Here is a 17711-nt window from a genome sequence, read left to right on the forward strand (position 1 = left end):
AAAGAAATAATATTCACATTTATAATTACAATCGAAAGCTAAAAATAAACATTTTACGATTAAACTACAGAAATTGATTTAGCGAAAAAACAGATTTCAATTTTTTTTTCCAGCTCTTACTTGTCTCACTAAATAGGAAAATAAGTACAATATAACTTGTTTATTACTGCTTTTTTTCAAAAAGAAAATACTTCAACAAAAACACTTCACTTATTTACAAATTTCCAATTGATCATTTTGAATTTTGGGAAATTTGAGATTTAAAATTAAATAATAAATAAATTTTTATTATTTAATTTTTTTATCATGAGAATTCAAAAACAAGAAAGAACGAGGACCAAGAAATAGCTTAACAAAGTTATTTGTAATTCAACGTTCTTACTGGTGGAATTTAAAATAAAGTAGGAATTTTAAAACAAGAACCCAGTAAAAGCTCTAAAAAACAAACTAAAATGTACAGATTTTCTGTAATTGGTTTTAGATACTCTTAATATACCTTTACACGAAATTAAGGTTTACAAAATTCACTATACATTAAAAAAATTAGTGAATATTGTTTCGTTGTATTGAGTTATAAATATAGAATTTTTAGTAAATTTTTCGATTACAGAAGAGTTAACTATAGTATTTTACATTTCGTAATCATAAAAGGAAGGGATCTTATTGTTTACGAAATAATTTAGATTAATTGTTTCAAAAAAAACTAAGCCGAAAGTAATATGAAAACAGCAGTAATAGCAATTTTAGTAGTCTATTGATCCTAACTAATAAACACTGTATTTCCATAAATAGAAAAAGGATTGTCATTCAAGTGGGAATCCTAAAATTAGATTAAAAGCAAATAAATTTATTAACCAAAAATCAATCAAAAGTATGAAAAAATTATTACCTTTTTGTATTGCTTTCTTCTGTGTCGCAAGTTTATTGGCACAAAAAGAAATAAATACAGAATTTGCTAACAAAATGAATTTTGCCTTTCAACCGCTCGAAAAAAACAGAGTTCCATTTGGCTTACTCAAAGATCAAGCATTTGAATTTACTGAACTCGCAGCTTACAATGGTGTTGTTAATGATTCAAATTACGTAATGCCCGCAACTATAAAACAAATTTATAATACCTTGCTGTCTGCACGTATTCATGATAATGCAAGTCAATTTATTCAACCAGAAATTTATGAACAACTTTGGCAAGCCAATAGAAGTCAAGGAGTAATTACTTTGAGCGGTTTGTTTTATAATTATTCGCAATTTTACCCTAACGCTATAACTGCTGGAAAGTTACAAGTAATTAACAATCAGTTTAAGGATAAATATAATAAAAATATTTGGCAAAACCCCTACGAAACTAAACAGGTTTTTGCAATTGCGCCGAGTGTTAGAAAGTATAAAGGCTATAATTTAGCAATTAAGTTACCTACAAATTTATGGCTTACAAACTCAACTCAAAGTGTTCAAAATGTTCAGATAGATGCTAATGATGGACTTGGTTATAGAACAATCTATTTTGATCAAAATCTTTCAGTTACTTATACAACTTCGGGGTTAAAAAGTTGGAAATATAAAATAACTCTTAACAATGGCCAAATTTTATATTCGCACTCAAAAATCATTATAGAAGAAGGTCTGATAACAAGACCACATATTGATAGTAAGGGTTCAAGCCAGTTTAGAACTGAGCCCTCTATAAATAACATCTTAAGTACTAGTGCTCTAGGTAGAAGAAATATTACTGCAACAAAATCTTATAATGGTAGTTTTGGGTCGGCAAAATTAGTGATTGATTATGCTTCTTCAGATGGTAAAATAAGAAGACCGCTTATTGTGGCAGAAGGTTTTGACCAGGGAGTTTTGACAAATCCTGAGCAGGAATTTGGTATTACTGATTACTCAGATTTTATTAATATAGTAAATGCTTCAAATAGCTCTGAATTACAATCATTACTGACAAATAATAATAGTCAATTATATGACATTATATGGGTTGACTGGAATAATGGTGTGGATTTTATTCAAAAAAATGCATTCGTTCTCGAAGAAGTTATAAAGTGGGTAAATGAAGAAAAAGCAGCTAATGGGAGTACCCAATCAAATGTGGTTTTGGGCGCGAGTATGGGTGGACTTATCGCACGTTTTGCTCTTAAAGACATGGAAGATGCTAACATTGCGACAGAAACTAGTTTATATATAAGTCACGATGCACCACATCAAGGGGCTAATTTTCCAATAGGGTATCAGTACATGAGTCGTCATGCACTACATCAGTATGTTAAGTCTCCTTTGTTGTTATTTGGTGGTGAAGTTATAATGCCATTGTTTACAGATGGTGTTACACCTTTAGATTTTTTATTATTACAAAATACACCCGCGGCAAGACAAATGCTGATTAATTACGTCGGTTTTAATTACGGTATTAATAATGAATTTCATACCGATTGGCAAAATGAATTGCGTTTAAAAGGATATCCAAGTATGCGAAAAATTGCTATAAGTAATGCTAATCATTGTGCAATAACACAAAATGCAGTAGCAGGTGCTAACTTATTGTCAATAGATGGCCGTTATAGTTCTGGATGGCTTACAGATATTGTTCTTACAGCTTTTCCCTTTGTAAATAACACTGTTTTTCAAAGCATTGCTGCGCTAACAAACGAACCTGGTTTTTTGTTTGGTATTTTACCAGGAGGTAATAAAATAAAATTAGATTTTAAAGTAAATTCACTACCAAGTTCTGGTACAAATCAAATTTATAAAGGAAAGATCACTTATACCAAAAAATTGCTTTGGCTTATTAATATAAATGTAACAATAACCGACAAAAGTTTTAATTCCCAACCTAATGCATTACCATATGATTATTACCCTGGTGGTGCTATAGAAACAGGTATAAGAAATTCAGCTACTGGCAGTGGTAGCAGCTTTTGGCAACAAGCATTTATAAAGTATAAAATGAATATTAGTACCGAGCCATCATTTTGTTTTATTCCAGCAACAAGTGCACTAGATATTGGTTTAGGGAATGTAACTTTAAATAATGATGATTATTTAAAAGTATATAATGTAAACTCGGACTTAATTGAACCAAAAGTAAGTCCATTTAATAATTTTACCACGTCCTATCAAAATTTATTTATACTTAATACCGATGATAATTTTCAAAGTACTAACGAGCATCATATTTATTTGAATTCAAGAAATGCAAATTGGTTAGCTAAAGAAATTGATAATATTCCTAATAATAATGATAGTTTTGATTGCTCATTTATGTGTTCTTCAAGTGAAATAGCTGGTGATGATAGTATTTGCACATCTGCGACTTATAGCGTTCCATCTGGAGCGGCTATTTACAATTGGACAATAACTCAAGGTGCAAGTTTAGTCTCGCTCTCTGGAAACGGAACATCAACAATAACTCTAACGCCTTTAACTAATATTTCTGGTAAAGTTACTATATCGCTTACTATGGGCGATAATTGGGCAAAATGTGGTAACATCACACTTACGAAGACCATTTGGATAGGTAAACCATTAATATCATTTGAGGTAACACCAATAGGCATTAATTACTTAAATATAGATATCGTTGGCGCTGGTGGTACAAATATTAATAATCAAGGAATAACATCGACTACTTGGGAAAAAATATCGGGAAGTGGCGGCTGTTCGTCCAGTCTATCTGGAGTTAATTCTAATAATATTTTTCATGCTAGAGCCGATGGAAATTGTAACAGTTGGAACATAAATATAAAAGTAACAGCAACCAACTCTTGTGGAACAACAACTATTTATGAATCATTTACACCTCCAGCTCCCGATCCTTGTAACAATAATTATAGATTTACACAAAAAACTATAATATCTGAAAATGTAGTTTACAAAGTTATTATTGATCCTTGTGGTGAAAATAATAAAATGAATAGAATAAACAAATCTGATAATTATACAATTTATCCTAATCCGTCGAAAGATATTGTACATATTGAAGTAAGAGATTTTGAAAATGTACCGCAAAATAATAGTGCGGTAACAGGCTTACTGTATGATATGATGGGATTTGTTAAAGCAAAAGTGAACATTATAGATAATAAAGCTATTTTTTCAGTAGCACAGCTTCCTAAGGGAATTTATGTACTTAAGATAAGCGTAAATGATCAAATAGAAAGTCATCAGATCGCTGTAGAGTAAAATCTAAAAGCAATAATTTCAAGACAGTTTTTGGTACAGCCAAAAACTGTCTTATTATTTATAGTATATTTTAATCTTTTTAAGATAAATAATATAATTAAAGTTTTAACAAGCAACATCTTAACAGCGCAGTTAAGCAAGAAATATGGTTTATAGTAGATTTGGAAAATGTTTTCATATTTAGCGATCGTATAATACTGGCAAACAAGTTAGCTCAAAACTTTAAAAATTGGAAATTTGTTTATATTTGTGTTAGTAGCCGTTAAATAAAAATCATTTTCAAGCGCTTTGAAATTTCGGCCGAAATACAGTTATAAATACAACAAATAATAAATGAACGAACATTTTAAATACTTCGCAAAATTATCAGCAACAGCAATTTGGAGCTTTATAAAAATAAATCTTTTAGCTGTGTTTTCTACCACTTTAGTGGTTATCATTGAGTTTTTCTTATTGGCAAAAAATATTGATTCAGGTAGTTCGGGACACGTTAGTGCATTACCTTTTTTAGTTATGGCTTTTGTAGCCCGCCCAGTAGGTTGTATTTTATGGTACGCAACTTGCATTTTTAGTCCAATTATATTTTTTGGACTTGGGAATAGTTATATAATTTCAAAATTAGCCAATAAGTTAATTACAGATAAGTCAGAAAACTTAATAAATCCCTTACTAGACAGAGTATTTAAAAAATTTCAGGTCAAACAACCAGAAGTATTAAGAAACACAGGGGACTATTCGCTGAATAAACTTAGAATAATTCAAGAAATTAAAAATGATAAATCTGAAAATAAATGGATCAGAAAAATAGTTGTATTTGGTATGAAAAAAATACAATTAGACGATATAGATTTTAATCAAGATAATCAGAATTTCTATGATATTATAAAATTTAAAACAATTCAAGGCTTGAAAAGTATTACGAAACCAAGTAGAAAACCAATTTGGTTAACGGTTGCTGCACAGTGGATAATTTTGTTATTTATTTGGCTGACAAAGTTCTAATACAAATTGATCGCATAAAAAAGTGATTAGAAAGCTTGTTGTTTATCTTTTTTAAAATTCCCGCAGTTTCCAACTTTTGCGGATAATTTTAAAAATTCAATACTTATTTAAGTTACAAGACGTTAGTTCAAATTTAATTTTGCTAGAAGAGTTCAGTAATATAAATAAACAGATGGTGTGTTTTTTTATGAAATATATCTTTTTAAAAATAAATCTCAATAAACACTGTGAAAAAAAAGTGAAAATGTACAGATTTTCTGTAACATCAAGATGAGAAAAATTTAATACATTGCAATTGGTAATTATGTGTAAAGATATATAAATAAACGTTTTAAGTAAACCATAGTTACCTAAATAATCATATTCTGTAGCTACGAATTGAGACATTTGTCAATTAGTCAAAGAAAAAAATTGAATAGTGGGACATGCTTACACGAAACAAAAGCAGAAGAACGAAACTTAACAGCACAAGTTCTCAATGGTGCAAAACAATTTAAAACAATGAAAAATTTATTTTTAAGTTTAGCATTCATGCTAATAGGGTCTTTTTCGTTTGCAAATACTAATGTTGAAAACGTTAAATTGAATGAAGTTATTTTTGACAAAATCGAAGTACAAGCTCAGGCAGATGGATCTGTTGAAGTAACTTTATCATGTGGTATTAGCGGAACATTATCTTGGGAAGGTAATCCAAGTACTTCTGATATTGTTGATGTAGTTGCTTATCTTGACGATCTACTTTGTTAATATACATTATAACCCTCAACAAATTTTTTAGTTGAGGGTTTAAATTTTAATATATAATGAAAAATCTAAAAGTTTTAATATTTATAATTTATTTGCTTTCTATAAATAATAAATCAAATGCCCAAGAAGTTAACTTTGAAACCGTAATCAAGTATCAATATACTTTTCAATCAGATTCTACAGATGCAGCTAGCAAAGAAAATGAAGAAATGCTTCTATTAGTAAATTCTAAAAAGAGCTTTTTTATTAGTAATGCCAAGTTTACATTAGATACCTTAAAAAGTAAAAATTTAAATGTTACTGAACTATTAGCTTTGAAGAATTCTATACCTAAAAATAAAATAAAATTTGAGGTGGAAAAGAACAAAGATAAAAAGAGTATTAATTATTTTGAAACTATTTTTATCACCACTTACTTGGACGCTAATACCAAGCCTGTTTTAAATTGGAAGTTAGTGGAAGAGAAAAAAAATATCAGTGGATACTTATGCAGAAAAGCTACTACAACTTTTGCTGGCAGAGATTATGTTGCGTGGTTTACAAACGAGGTTCCTATAATTGATGGTCCCTATAAATTTAGTGGTTTACCGGGTCTAATTATTGAAATTTATGACACAAAAAACCATCATTTCTTTTCAATGATTTCTCTACAATCTAAAAACATAGCTCATAATATACAGCATCGCAATATTATTGAAGCAAATATGAAAGAGATTACCAAAGTCAGAAATAATCAAATAAGTAATTTACAAAATTCAGGATTTAATGTCACTCCCGAAATGATTAAAAAAGCAAAAGAAAAGTTGGCAAAAATGAACAATCCTATAGAATTAGCCACAAATTAAAAATGACTAAATATATTATTTTGTTGCTTTTTCCTATTTGTTGTTTTTCTCAAATCAAGATTACAGGTAATGTGAAAAATGATTTGAAAGAAAACCTTTATGGAGTAAGTGTAGTTATAAATAATATTGATTCTAGCAACATAATAGCTTATGATATTACTGATGATAATGGGAATTTTGAAATAAATGTAGATTCAAATTTAGATAAATTCACTATTGAAGTTCAAATTTTAGGCTATAAAAAGGAAATTAAAATAATTGATAATATAAATCAAAGAATAAATTATACCCTAGTTTCAGAAATCACTATTTTAAAAGAAGTTATTCTTAAAACTTCGCCTATTACAAAAAAAGGTGATACTTTAAGTTATAATGTTGCTTCATTTGCAAGTGAAAAAGACAGAACTATTGCAGATGTATTATCAAAAATGCCAGGAATTGAAGTCATGCCTGATGGTAAAATTTTGTATCAAGGCAAACCAATCAATAAATATTATATTGAAGGTATGGATTTATTAGAAGGTAAATATAATCTTGCAAATAATAACCTTCCATTCAGTCAAGTAGCAAAAGTTCAAATATTAGAAAACCATCAACCGGTAAGAGTTTTAGATAGCTTGGTATATTCGGACAATGCTGCATTAAATATCAAACTTAAAAATAGTGTTTCTTTTACGGGTCAAGCCGAATTAGGTATTGGTTTATCGCCAATTTTATGGGAAAATAATTTGACTCCCATGTTGTTTACTAAAAACAGACAATTTTTGACTTCCTATCAATCAAATAATACAGGGAATGATGTCAGTTCGCAACTAGAAACTTTGACTTTAGAAGATTTAATAGAAAGTGTTGAAAGTAATAGCGACAAAAAAGACTGGCTCGCCATCCAACGTTTAAATACGCCTTCCTTCTCCGAAAAAAGATGGTTGGATAATAATATCCATTTAATTACTGCAAATTATCTGCAAAAGCTTAAAAAAAACTTAGAGTTACGCGTTAATATTTCTTATTTAAACGATTATCAGCAACAAAAAGGTGCGACAAAAACATTGTTTTTTACTCAAAATGACACTATTGCTATCAATGAAGTAAAATACAATCGAATATATAATAATTCTTTACAGACTAACTTAACCGTTCAAAAAAACACCAAAGAGAATTATTTTAAAAACAGCATTCAATATCAAGGATACTGGGATAACAATAATGGACTTATAAGCACAAACAATTTAGGAGTGAACCAAAATTTGAACAATCATTATTACACTATTTCAAATAAATTCAAAAATATCTTTAGTCTCGGTAAGCAGCTCCTAACTGTCAACTCGTATTTTGGATATAATAGAACGCCACAAATATTAAACGTTAATCCAGGTCAGTTTGATGTGTTACTGAACAATGGAGTTCCATATGATAATTTGAAACAAAACGTAGATTTACAAAATATAAACACTTCCAATTCTATTAGTTTCACTAAAGCATTGAAGCAATTTACAATAACACCCAAATTTGGAGTCAACGTAGAGAATCAGAATTTAGATACAGCGCTATTTATTGAGGGCATACAAATCCAAAATAATGAGTTCTACAATGAGTTAGACTGGTTTAAATCTAAACTATACATTGAACTACAGACACAATATAAAAAGAATAATTGGCGACTTGAATTTAATTCACCTTTGAACTTCAATTATTTACAAATTAAAGATTATCATTTAGATAAAAGAGAAGCATTAAATAAAGTAACTTTTGAACCTAGAATATCAGTAGTTAATGATATCAATTCATTCTGGAAAATTAGTAGCTCAGCTGGATTTAAAAATAAATTCGGATCAATTGATGCTATTAATTATGCTTATATTTTAAAAAACTATCGAAATATTCAACGCAATAATTCTATTATTCCACAAACGTATACCCAGACCTATAACATAGGTATTTCTTATCGAAACCCGCTAACATCACTTTTTGGAAATTTATTTTATTCATATTCAGTCTCTAATTTTAATTTGATAAATAAAATTAATATTTTAAATAACGGAAGTATTGAATTGGAAGCTATTGAGCAAAGTAACATCAAAAAAAGTAGTATTATTTCTGGAAATGTTAATAAATATATTTCCACCATTAAAACTAATTTTAAATTGAGCTCTTCTTGGTCAAGTTTCAGTTTTAATCAGTTTTTAAACAATCAGTTGGCAGAAATAAATTCTCAAAATAGTACTATTAGTATAAAATCTAATACAGATATTTTAAAATGGTTTGATTTGGAGTATCAGGCTAAGTGGAATATCTCGAAAAGTAAAGTAGATAATCAAAGTAAGAAAGCGATTACAAACCAATCGCATTTGGCATGTTTAAATTTATATCCGCTTAAGAATCATTACATCGGGCTAAAAACCGAATACTTTAAAAACAACTTATTTGCGACAACTGATGAAAATCTTTTTGCCGATTTAATTTATCGCTACACATGGAAAAGTAAAAAAATTGATTTCGAAGTTCAATACAATAACATATTTAATACAAACGAATTTCAAACTGTGAATGTGGATAGCTTCAGCTATGTTGAAACTAGTTTTGCACTCAGACCATCCCAAGTGCTGTTTAAAGTTAGATTTACATTATAGTCCATGCATTCTGGAATGTCGAACAATAATTTAGGACACAGATTTTTCTACAAATAGCCTACAAAGTGATTATTATAATAAATTAATAAAACATGATTATAATCATATTAAAAGTGTGTTGAATTGGACTACATTTGTCCTATGAAAAGAGTAATAATCATAATTTCGTTTTTAATGTTTTTAAAGCCAGTGTTACCGGTTTTAGAATACATTGTCAATTATGATTATATCGTTACAGAACTTTGTGAAAACAAGTCAAAACCTGAATTACATTGTAATGGAAAATGTCATTTAACTGAGCAATTAGCAAAAGCATCAGAAAGTGATAATGCGAATTCAAGTGAGAAAAAAACATCATTCCAACAAGCGGAAATTGTTTTTTGTCAAGCACTTGAATTTATGGATTTTCGACAAATTTATTACCCTAATATCACTTCAATCAGTAACAATTATTCAAATTTTTACTTTCACATGAATGATAGTTACGTTTTTCACCCGCCCATTCTTGCATTGGTTTAATTATTGGTTTGTCAATTTTTTATTAAATTTCGACAGTTAAAAATTTACTTACATAAGTTATATAGCTAAATTCATGCTGTATGATGAATATCAATCTTTTATATCAATTAAAATGAAAACTTCAATCAAATATATTGTAGCTATTTTTGCTATGGCCTTCACTTTCGTATCATGTTCAAGCGATGACGATTCAACTCCTGTCAATGAATTATCAGGTATTACAAAGTTCAAAGAAATTACAAACGACACACATACTATCGAATTATATTCTAATAAAGTTGCTTTAGAGCTGGGATACAATGATATCAGTTTACGAATTAAAAATAATGCGACAAATCAGTATGTTAAAGATGCTGCAGTATCTTGGAAACCATTAATGCATATGACGGCAAGAACTCATGCTTGTCCTTATTCTTCTGTTGAGAAAGTTACTGAAAACGGAACACTTTATAAGGGTTACATTATGTTTCAAATGCCTCAAAATGAAACTGAATATTGGGATTTAAATGTTACATATACTATCAGCGGAGTAGAATATACAGCAACTTCAGTTATTAATGTTCCTGATGCCGCAAAAAGAAGAGTAAATGTATTTGCTGGTTCTGATGGAACAAAATATTTAGTAGCACTTGTAAATCCAACTAGTCCAAAAGTTGCAATCAATGACTTTAAAGTAGGTGTTTGGAAAATGGACACAATGATGAATTTCCCAGTTGTAGATGGTTATACTGTAAAAATTGATCCAAGAATGCCAAGTATGGGAAATCATTCTTCTCCAAACAATGTAAATGCTACTCAAGCTTCAGCTGGCGGGTTGTATAACGGAAAATTATCAATGACTATGTCTGGTTATTGGAAAATTAATTTACAATTAGCTAATGCTGAAGGTACGATATTAAAAGGAGAAGAAATTACAGATTCAGTAGAAGCAAGTAGTATTTTCTTTGAAATCGAGTTCTAGTTTACTTATAAAAAAAGTCATTTTTATAAATGGCTTTTTTTAAAATCTTTGTTATGAAAAATAGTTTAGCCTTTATATTAGCACTTTCTTTTTCTATCGTATTTGCGCAAGAAATAGAAAACGATTCTTTAGAAGTTAAGGAATTAAGAGAAGTAATTGTAGCTGGAACGAAATCACAATTACACGAAAAACAATCAAAAACACTAGCATCAGTAGATGAATTTCTACAAAAATCAACCAAAGTAGATTTAATTAAAAGAGGTGCTTATGCTTGGGAACCAATCATCAACGGAATGGCAACGGAACGAACTGTTGTAACCATTGATGGAATGCGAATTTTCGGAGCTTGTACTGATAAAATGGATCCTGTGACTTCTTATGTTGAAGTTTCGAACTTATCCGAAGCAGCGATTTCATCTGGGCAACAAGGAACTTGCCACGGAAATACAATTGGTGGTTCCATTGATTTGAAAAGAAGTCGTAATAAATTTGTTTCAAAAGGTTGGGATTTCACGCTGAATACTGGATATGAAACCAATAATAAACAGAAAATAATCGGTTCGTCAATCAATTATGTGGACAGTTTGTTTTATGTTGATACGGATGTAATGTTTCGTGATGCCGAAAATTACAAAGATGGAAATAACGATGAAATTCTATTTTCTCAATTCCGAAAATTAAACCTTTCGTTGACTTCGGGATATCGTTTGGCGTCTAACAAATTGATTGAAGCTTCTGTAATTTATGACAAAGCTACCGATGTGGGTTATCCAGCTTTACCGATGGATGTTTCTTTGGCGGAAGCCGTAATTGCTTCAGTTAAATTTGAATACCAGTCAATTTCTGAATTAGTCGATAATTGGGAAACTAAGATTTATTTCAACACAATTACGCATACAATGGATGATACAAAACGTCCAAACGTCCCAATTCATATGGATATGCCCGGATGGAGCGATACGTATGGTTTATATTCAAAAGTGAATGGAAAGTTTGAAAATCATCATTTTACGGCGAATTTAAATGGTTTTTATAACCGTTCGATAGCCGAAATGACAATGTATCCAGCCGATCCAAATGAAAACTTAATGTTTATGTACACTTGGCCTGATATCCGAACATTATACACTGGAATTTATCTAGAAGATAATTGGTTGTTAAATTGTCATTCCAGCTTAAAATTCACTACTTCTTTAGGAATGCATTTTAATAATGTGGCCAGTGATTTTGGCTTACAAAGTTTAAAAATATTTCATCCGGAAATGGATGCTACAAATACAAGATTCTTAAAAAGTTTTTCTTCGAATTATAGCTATGATCAAAATGGATGGCAATATGGAGTAGGAGCGGGTTATGGAGAAAGAGCACCATCAGTTTCTGAGGGTTACGGATTTTATTTATTCAATAGTTTTGATGGTTATGATTACATCGGAAATCCAGATTTAAAAAGTGAACAAGCTTTAGAAGCAAGTGCGTTTTTAGGTGTGAAAAGAAGTACTTGGAGTGCGAAAATGTCTTCTTCTTATTTCCACATTAATAATTACATCATCGGAATTCCAGATCCATTAGTTGCTCCAATGACTATCGGTGCAAATGGAATTAAAGTGTATACCGCAATTGATTATGCTACAATTTGGTCAAATGACGTGACTTTTAGTTACTTTTTACACCAAAATTGGACTTGGAAAGCACAATTTGCTTATAATTTAGGAAAAGACAATAATAATGATGGCTTGCCTTTTATGAGTCCGTTCAGTTATTTATCATCTGTAGCATTTACAAAAAACAAATTCAATGCAGAAGTTTTAGTTCGAGGAAATACAACGCAGACAGAATTTAATCCTTTTTATGGAGAAGATAAAACCAAAGATTATGCAATTTTAAATTTAAATTTTGGTTATAAATTTAACTTCGGAAAAGCCAAAATGATTTTCAATACGGGAATGGAAAATGTATTGGATACGCAATATACAACGTACACCGATTGGAAAAATTTACCTCGAATGGGTAGAAATATGTTTGTGAATCTAATGATTCAATTCTAAAAATAAATAGGATTCGCTTTAGGAATTAATGTTTTAAGAAGGTTTCGCCTGACTTAATTCCTAAAGCCAATTCTTCTAAATTAGTCGTTTTTAGCATATGTGCTAAAGCTTCTCTAATTACTTTAAATTTATCGTGCACCGGACAAGGTTGTGTTTCTGAACATTGTGCCAAACCCAATCCACAGCCGTGAAAAACGCTGTCTCCATCGATAGCATCTACAATTGCAACCAAATAAGTAGTAGCAATTTTGTTTTTCGGAATAGAAAATCCACCATTAACTCCTTTTACAGATTCAATGATGCCAGCTCTTACTAAAATTTGTAAAATTTTAGCTGTAAAAGCTTCCGGTGATTCGATTTCTTTCGCAATAGCAACAAAGCCAACTCGCTTTTCTTCTAACGAATTCTGTGCGATGAAAATCGAAGCTTTGATAGCATAATTGCAGGATTTTGAAAACATAAATCTTCTATTTGGTGAAATTGATTAGCAAAGATAATAGGAATCATGTGATAAACGATTGAAATTTACATTTTGATGCTTATTTGCCTGATTTTCTTAAGTTACATTGTTTTTTCGGAACGATTTGAAGAGTAAATAAATAATGAAATATCCCATAACTAGCATTAAAAGTGTTCCTAAAATTATGAAGGCTAAAGTCCAATAACTGCTTGCGTCTGTCATTTGAATGAAGCTTTTGCTAGTTAATCCAGCTTGCCAAAAAGCTCTTTGAACGCCCATACCAACTAATGCTGTAAGAAAAGCTAATAACGTAAATTGTACGGTCCAAAACAGAATTGTATTGAATCGTAAGGCTTTAATAGATAGAAAATTTGGTTTGAAAAAATAAAAACTTGCACCTAAAACAATCATCGTATTAATTCCGATTGTTGTTCCCATTGCGTGTGCGACCGTGATATGCGTTCCGTGCGTATAAAGATTTATCGCTGGAATTGACATCAACAATGCTGTTCCTAAATTCAAAATTACCCAATAATCCATTGCCATTAAAAAGCGATAGGGAAATAAGTAATAATGTTGTTTGTTTTCTTTGATTTGCTTATTCCATTTGTAAAAAATACGGATAAATAAAATCCATTCGGTCATACTAACGGCATAAGCAATATAATGGATGAATTTTTCAGTCGGAAGTAAGTAAATATGATGGCCCCAATTGAACATCAAGTTAAATAATCCCAAGAAATAAAGTGCAAAAGATAGTTTTTGATATGATGTTTTTTTATCGCCACTAATTTTTTCCATCAGATAGAAAGCCGTTCCATAAATAATCTGATTTACTGCACCCACTAAAGAACCGTTAACTTTCCATTGAATCGTCATATCTGCAATAAAATGCGAACGAAAATAAGGAATCACCCACAAATAATTTTCAATAAAGGTGAAGATAAAAAAGATAATTCCGGTAAACCACATCCATTGGTAAACGGGCCATTTTTCTTTAAACCCAACTTGATGCAAATAAAAAACCAGAAAAACGATGAACGAAAGAAAGATGGGTAAAGCCCAAATAGGATTGAATTCCCAGTATTCTCTTCCACCAAAATCTCCAGTTAAATAGCTGTAAAATATCCCGATTAAAGCCGTTATCCATAAAAATAAATGTAGTAATTGCAATTTTCTTTCGAAAGAGGAATCTCTTCTTTTTTGGATGATAATACTTACGAAACCTAATCCGGCAGTGATAATTCCTAAATAAGCACTACTCACGTGCATCGGCCGAAGCGATAAAAATCCCATAATGCCTTTCTTAGCTTCAGGAATTTGGTAACTTTCAGAAGCTAGATGTCCAAATATCAGACCTAATAAGATTAATAATAATGCGATTCTAACTAATATAATTCCAATATTTTTCATTTCTTTTCCAAACTAAAAGTTCCTAAAATTTCAGGCTGATAGGCTTTTACATCAGCACTTCCAGAAGCATCGACATCTTTTAAAAATGCTAAAAGTGTCGTCATTTCCTCGTCCGATAATTCAAAAGCAGGCATTTGTCGCACACCCGATTGAATCATCGCTTTGATATACGCTTCATTTTTATTAGAACGCGAATATACATTGGTCAAATCAGGTCCCAAATAACCGCCCAAGCCATAAAATTGATGGCAAGTATGGCAGTTGTATTTTTGCCAAACCAAACGACCGTCACTCACCAATTTTGTTTTTTGAATTGGAGTAGGATAAGTGCTGAATAACGGAATCGAATACACCCAAAAACTATATAAAAGGAAGCAACTAAACAAGATGATGAAAACTTTTCTTGGTTGTTGAAATATATTTAGATTCATAAGTTAGCTTTGGTTTTTTTGGTAGCTTTTACACGTTTATAATTCAAGGGCAGACTTTCCTTTAAGATGATTTCTGCTGTTTGAATTAAATTATAAGTCTCGCACAAAAATGGATGAGAATTGTAGTTTTTAAACTTCATTTTAAAACGTTTCTGCATTTCGCAGACCATTTGATAAGAAGTTATGATATCTTGTTTTGTGCCATAAACGGCATCATATTTCATTGTTCGTTGCAGTTGATTTCTAAATTGAAATACCTCTTCGTGATGAATGTTTTTGTATTTTAAAGTATCAGTATCATAAGATTTTGCTTCAATTTTTGAAATTATTTTCGTGATGTGATTGGCAACATCGTGAGCATAAACCATCGCTTCCAAAAGTGAATTTGAAGCCAATCGATTAGCTCCGTGTAATCCCGTATAAGAACATTCGCCCAAAGCAAAAAGATGGGATTTATCCGTTGCACCCTTTTCATCAACTACAATTCCGCCACATTGATAATGCGAAGCCGGCGTAATCGGAAGCAAATCTTTAGTAATATCAAAACCTTCTTCCGTACAATAATCATATACTTTTGGAAATTTATTTTTGAAATCTTCCAATGGTAAATGTCTTAAATCCAACCAAACGTTTTTACTATTTTCAATTTTCATTTGTTCAGAAATGGCTTTTGAAACTACATCTCGGGTTGCTAATTCACCAATTTTATGAGCTTTCAATAAAAATCGTTCGCCTTTTTGATTCAAAATATGGGCACCAAAACCACGAATAGCTTCGGTAATTAAAAACGCCTGACTTTTATTGGGTTCATACAAAGCTGTCGGATGAAATTGGATGTATTTCATATTTTTCAACGCCACATTGGCACGAATCGCCATAGCAACGCCATCACCAGTTGAAACAAAAGGATTCGAAGTTACTCCAAAAACTTGTCCCAAACCACCCGATGCTAAAACGGTAATTTTTGCTTCAATTATGGTGGGTTCGCCTTTGTCATCAAAGCCAATTACACCTAAACAAGTATCATTTTCCATTATTAAATCGGTAGCAAAAAAGGATGTTTTTATCGCTACATTCGGAAGATTTTCAATGATAGGAATTAGTTTTGTTTCAATTTCGTAACCGGTTTTGTCTTTGTGATGTACAATTCGATTTTGAGAATGACCACCTTCTAAGCCTAAATCCAAATTACCTTCTTGGTTTTTGTCTAATTCAATTCCCCAATTTATCAATTCATTCAAGCGTTTCGGGGCTTCTGTAATGACGTGTTTCACTACTTTTTCATCGCATATTCCTTTTCCAGCATTAAGCGTATCTTCTATATGTTTTTCGTAACTATCTTTTATGAAATCGTGCACAACGGCAATTCCGCCTTGAGCGTAATAAGTATTACATTCATCAATTGAAGTTTTACTAAGCAGTAAAATTTGCAAATCGGGATTCAATTCACTGCTATATTTTGCCAATGATAATCCGGCTAATCCTGTGCCTACAATTAAGATATCGGTTGTTAATTTTTGCATTTTCGTTTAATTTAGAGCCAACATTCTTTGGATAGGAAGCAAGGCTTTTTCAATTATATCTTGTTCCAATTTAACTTCCGGACTTTCATCGCTTAAGCAATTGTATAATTTTTCTAAGGTGTTCAATTTCATAAACGCACATTCGCTACAAGCACAAGTATTATCTTCTTTTGCAGGAGCGGGAATTAAGGTTTTTTGAGGATTATCTTGTTGCATTTTGTGTAAAATTCCTGCTTCAGTAGCAACAATGAATAGATCGTGATCTGTATTTTTCACATAATTAATCATTCCAGAAGTGGAACCAATATAATTAGCCACTTTTAAAATATGCGTTTCCGATTCAGGATGTGCGATGATATGAGCTGTGGGATTTTTTTTATGTAAATCAATCAATTTTTCCAATGAAAATGCTTCGTGCACAATGCAAGAACCTTCCCAAAGCACCATTTCTCTTCCGGTTTCAGCAATTAGATATTTTCCTAAATTTTTATCCGGTGCGAAAACAATGGGTTGATCTTCTGGAATCGAAGCAATTACTTTTTTGGCATTCGAAGATGTACAAACGATATCTGTCAAAGTCTTTACTTCAGCCGAACAATTGATATAAGTCACGACGGTATGATTTGGATAATTGGATAAAAATTGCTTAAAATCTTCAGGTGGACAACCATCGGCAAGGGAACAACCTGCATTTTCATCTGGAATTAAAACTTTCTTAGTCGGATTTACAATTTTAGCCGTTTCCGCCATAAAATATACGCCAGCAAAAACAATAATATCCGCATCAGTGGTCGAAGCTTTTCGCGATAATTCTAAACTATCTCCAACAAAATCAGCAATGTCTTGGATCGCTTTATGTTGATAATAATGAGCCAATATTACTGCGTTTTTCTTTTGCTTTAAAGCGATTATCTTATCTTGAAGTGTTTTCATTTAAAAGGATGTTTTTGTCT

Annotated in this window: 13 protein-coding genes; 8 read left to right on the forward strand and 5 right to left on the reverse strand. The window is 30.9% G+C overall.

All coding sequences use genetic code 11. From position 1 onward, the window contains the following. Window positions 1-873 precede the first annotated feature (873 nt). The 8 genes from ACFSX9_RS02745 (at window position 874) to ACFSX9_RS02780 (ending at window position 12931) form a co-directional block, all read left to right on the forward strand. Window positions 874-4182, forward strand: a complete 3309-nt coding sequence (locus ACFSX9_RS02745) for a T9SS type A sorting domain-containing protein (RefSeq protein ID WP_379804095.1) — start codon at window positions 874-876, stop codon at window positions 4180-4182. Between the two features lie 333 nt (window positions 4183-4515). Continuing rightward, complete coding sequence (locus tag ACFSX9_RS02750; protein ID WP_379804097.1) at window positions 4516-5184, forward strand: hypothetical protein; 669 nt, start codon at window positions 4516-4518, stop codon at window positions 5182-5184. A gap of 411 nt (window positions 5185-5595) precedes the next feature. Then, the gene (locus ACFSX9_RS02755; RefSeq protein ID WP_379804099.1) at window positions 5596-5931 is read left to right on the forward strand and encodes a hypothetical protein; all 336 of its coding nucleotides are present in this window, start codon (window positions 5596-5598) and stop codon (window positions 5929-5931) included. Between the two features lie 56 nt (window positions 5932-5987). Continuing rightward, on the forward strand, window positions 5988-6776 hold the full coding sequence (locus tag ACFSX9_RS02760) for a GLPGLI family protein (protein ID WP_379804101.1): 789 nt from the start codon (window positions 5988-5990) through the stop codon (window positions 6774-6776). Window positions 6777-6778: 2 nt separating this feature from the next. Continuing rightward, window positions 6779-9406, forward strand: coding sequence for a TonB-dependent receptor (locus ACFSX9_RS02765; RefSeq protein ID WP_379804104.1), 2628 nt, complete (start codon window positions 6779-6781; stop codon window positions 9404-9406). 141 nt (window positions 9407-9547) lie between these two features. Then, window positions 9548-9925 (forward strand): hypothetical protein, encoded by a 378-nt coding sequence (locus ACFSX9_RS02770; protein ID WP_379804106.1) that lies wholly within the window; start codon window positions 9548-9550, stop codon window positions 9923-9925. A 112-nt stretch (window positions 9926-10037) separates the two neighbouring features. After that, window positions 10038-10886, forward strand: a complete 849-nt coding sequence (locus ACFSX9_RS02775; protein ID WP_379804108.1) for a FixH family protein — start codon at window positions 10038-10040, stop codon at window positions 10884-10886. A gap of 53 nt (window positions 10887-10939) precedes the next feature. After that, window positions 10940-12931, forward strand: a complete 1992-nt coding sequence (locus tag ACFSX9_RS02780; RefSeq protein WP_379804110.1) for a TonB-dependent receptor plug domain-containing protein — start codon at window positions 10940-10942, stop codon at window positions 12929-12931. Window positions 12932-12956: 25 nt separating this feature from the next. On the opposite strand, the gene ACFSX9_RS02785 is transcribed toward ACFSX9_RS02780, so the two are convergent. The 5 genes from ACFSX9_RS02785 to nadA form a co-directional block, all read right to left on the reverse strand. Then, window positions 12957-13391, reverse strand: coding sequence for an RrF2 family transcriptional regulator (locus ACFSX9_RS02785; RefSeq protein ID WP_379804113.1), 435 nt, complete (start codon window positions 13389-13391; stop codon window positions 12957-12959). Between the two features lie 96 nt (window positions 13392-13487). Next, entirely contained in the window at window positions 13488-14804 is a 1317-nt protein-coding gene (locus tag ACFSX9_RS02790; protein WP_379804115.1) for a cbb3-type cytochrome c oxidase subunit I, read from the reverse strand. Further along, window positions 14801-15235, reverse strand: a complete 435-nt coding sequence (locus tag ACFSX9_RS02795; protein ID WP_379804117.1) for a c-type cytochrome — start codon at window positions 15233-15235, stop codon at window positions 14801-14803. The genes ACFSX9_RS02790 and ACFSX9_RS02795 overlap by 4 nt, the downstream gene beginning before the upstream one ends. Beyond that, entirely contained in the window at window positions 15232-16758 is a 1527-nt protein-coding gene (nadB, locus tag ACFSX9_RS02800; protein ID WP_379804119.1) for an L-aspartate oxidase, read from the reverse strand. The genes ACFSX9_RS02795 and nadB overlap by 4 nt, the downstream gene beginning before the upstream one ends. A gap of 6 nt (window positions 16759-16764) precedes the next feature. Beyond that, complete coding sequence (gene nadA / locus ACFSX9_RS02805) at window positions 16765-17691, reverse strand: quinolinate synthase NadA (protein ID WP_379804121.1); 927 nt, start codon at window positions 17689-17691, stop codon at window positions 16765-16767. Window positions 17692-17711 lie beyond the last annotated feature (20 nt).

It is taken from the genome of Flavobacterium ardleyense (assembly GCF_042686085.1).
Taxonomy (GTDB): domain Bacteria; phylum Bacteroidota; class Bacteroidia; order Flavobacteriales; family Flavobacteriaceae; genus Flavobacterium; species Flavobacterium ardleyense.

Excerpts from the sequence above, each read along its gene's own strand:
- ACFSX9_RS02745 (WP_379804095.1), top strand. The coding sequence starts at position 874 with ATGAAAAAATTATTACCTTTTTGTATTGCTTTCTTCTGTGTCGCAAGT.
- ACFSX9_RS02750 (WP_379804097.1), top strand. The coding sequence starts at position 4,516 with ATGAACGAACATTTTAAATACTTCGCAAAATTATCAGCAACAGCAATT.
- ACFSX9_RS02760 (WP_379804101.1), top strand. The coding sequence starts at position 5,988 with ATGAAAAATCTAAAAGTTTTAATATTTATAATTTATTTGCTTTCTATA.
- ACFSX9_RS02765 (WP_379804104.1), top strand. The coding sequence starts at position 6,779 with ATGACTAAATATATTATTTTGTTGCTTTTTCCTATTTGTTGTTTTTCT.
- ACFSX9_RS02770 (WP_379804106.1), top strand. The coding sequence starts at position 9,548 with ATGAAAAGAGTAATAATCATAATTTCGTTTTTAATGTTTTTAAAGCCA.
- ACFSX9_RS02775 (WP_379804108.1), top strand. The coding sequence starts at position 10,038 with ATGAAAACTTCAATCAAATATATTGTAGCTATTTTTGCTATGGCCTTC.
- ACFSX9_RS02780 (WP_379804110.1), top strand. The coding sequence starts at position 10,940 with ATGAAAAATAGTTTAGCCTTTATATTAGCACTTTCTTTTTCTATCGTA.
- ACFSX9_RS02785 (WP_379804113.1), bottom strand. The coding sequence starts at position 13,391 with ATGTTTTCAAAATCCTGCAATTATGCTATCAAAGCTTCGATTTTCATC.
- ACFSX9_RS02790 (WP_379804115.1), bottom strand. The coding sequence starts at position 14,804 with ATGAAAAATATTGGAATTATATTAGTTAGAATCGCATTATTATTAATC.
- ACFSX9_RS02795 (WP_379804117.1), bottom strand. The coding sequence starts at position 15,235 with ATGAATCTAAATATATTTCAACAACCAAGAAAAGTTTTCATCATCTTG.
- nadB (WP_379804119.1), bottom strand. The coding sequence starts at position 16,758 with ATGCAAAAATTAACAACCGATATCTTAATTGTAGGCACAGGATTAGCC.
- nadA (WP_379804121.1), bottom strand. The coding sequence starts at position 17,691 with ATGAAAACACTTCAAGATAAGATAATCGCTTTAAAGCAAAAGAAAAAC.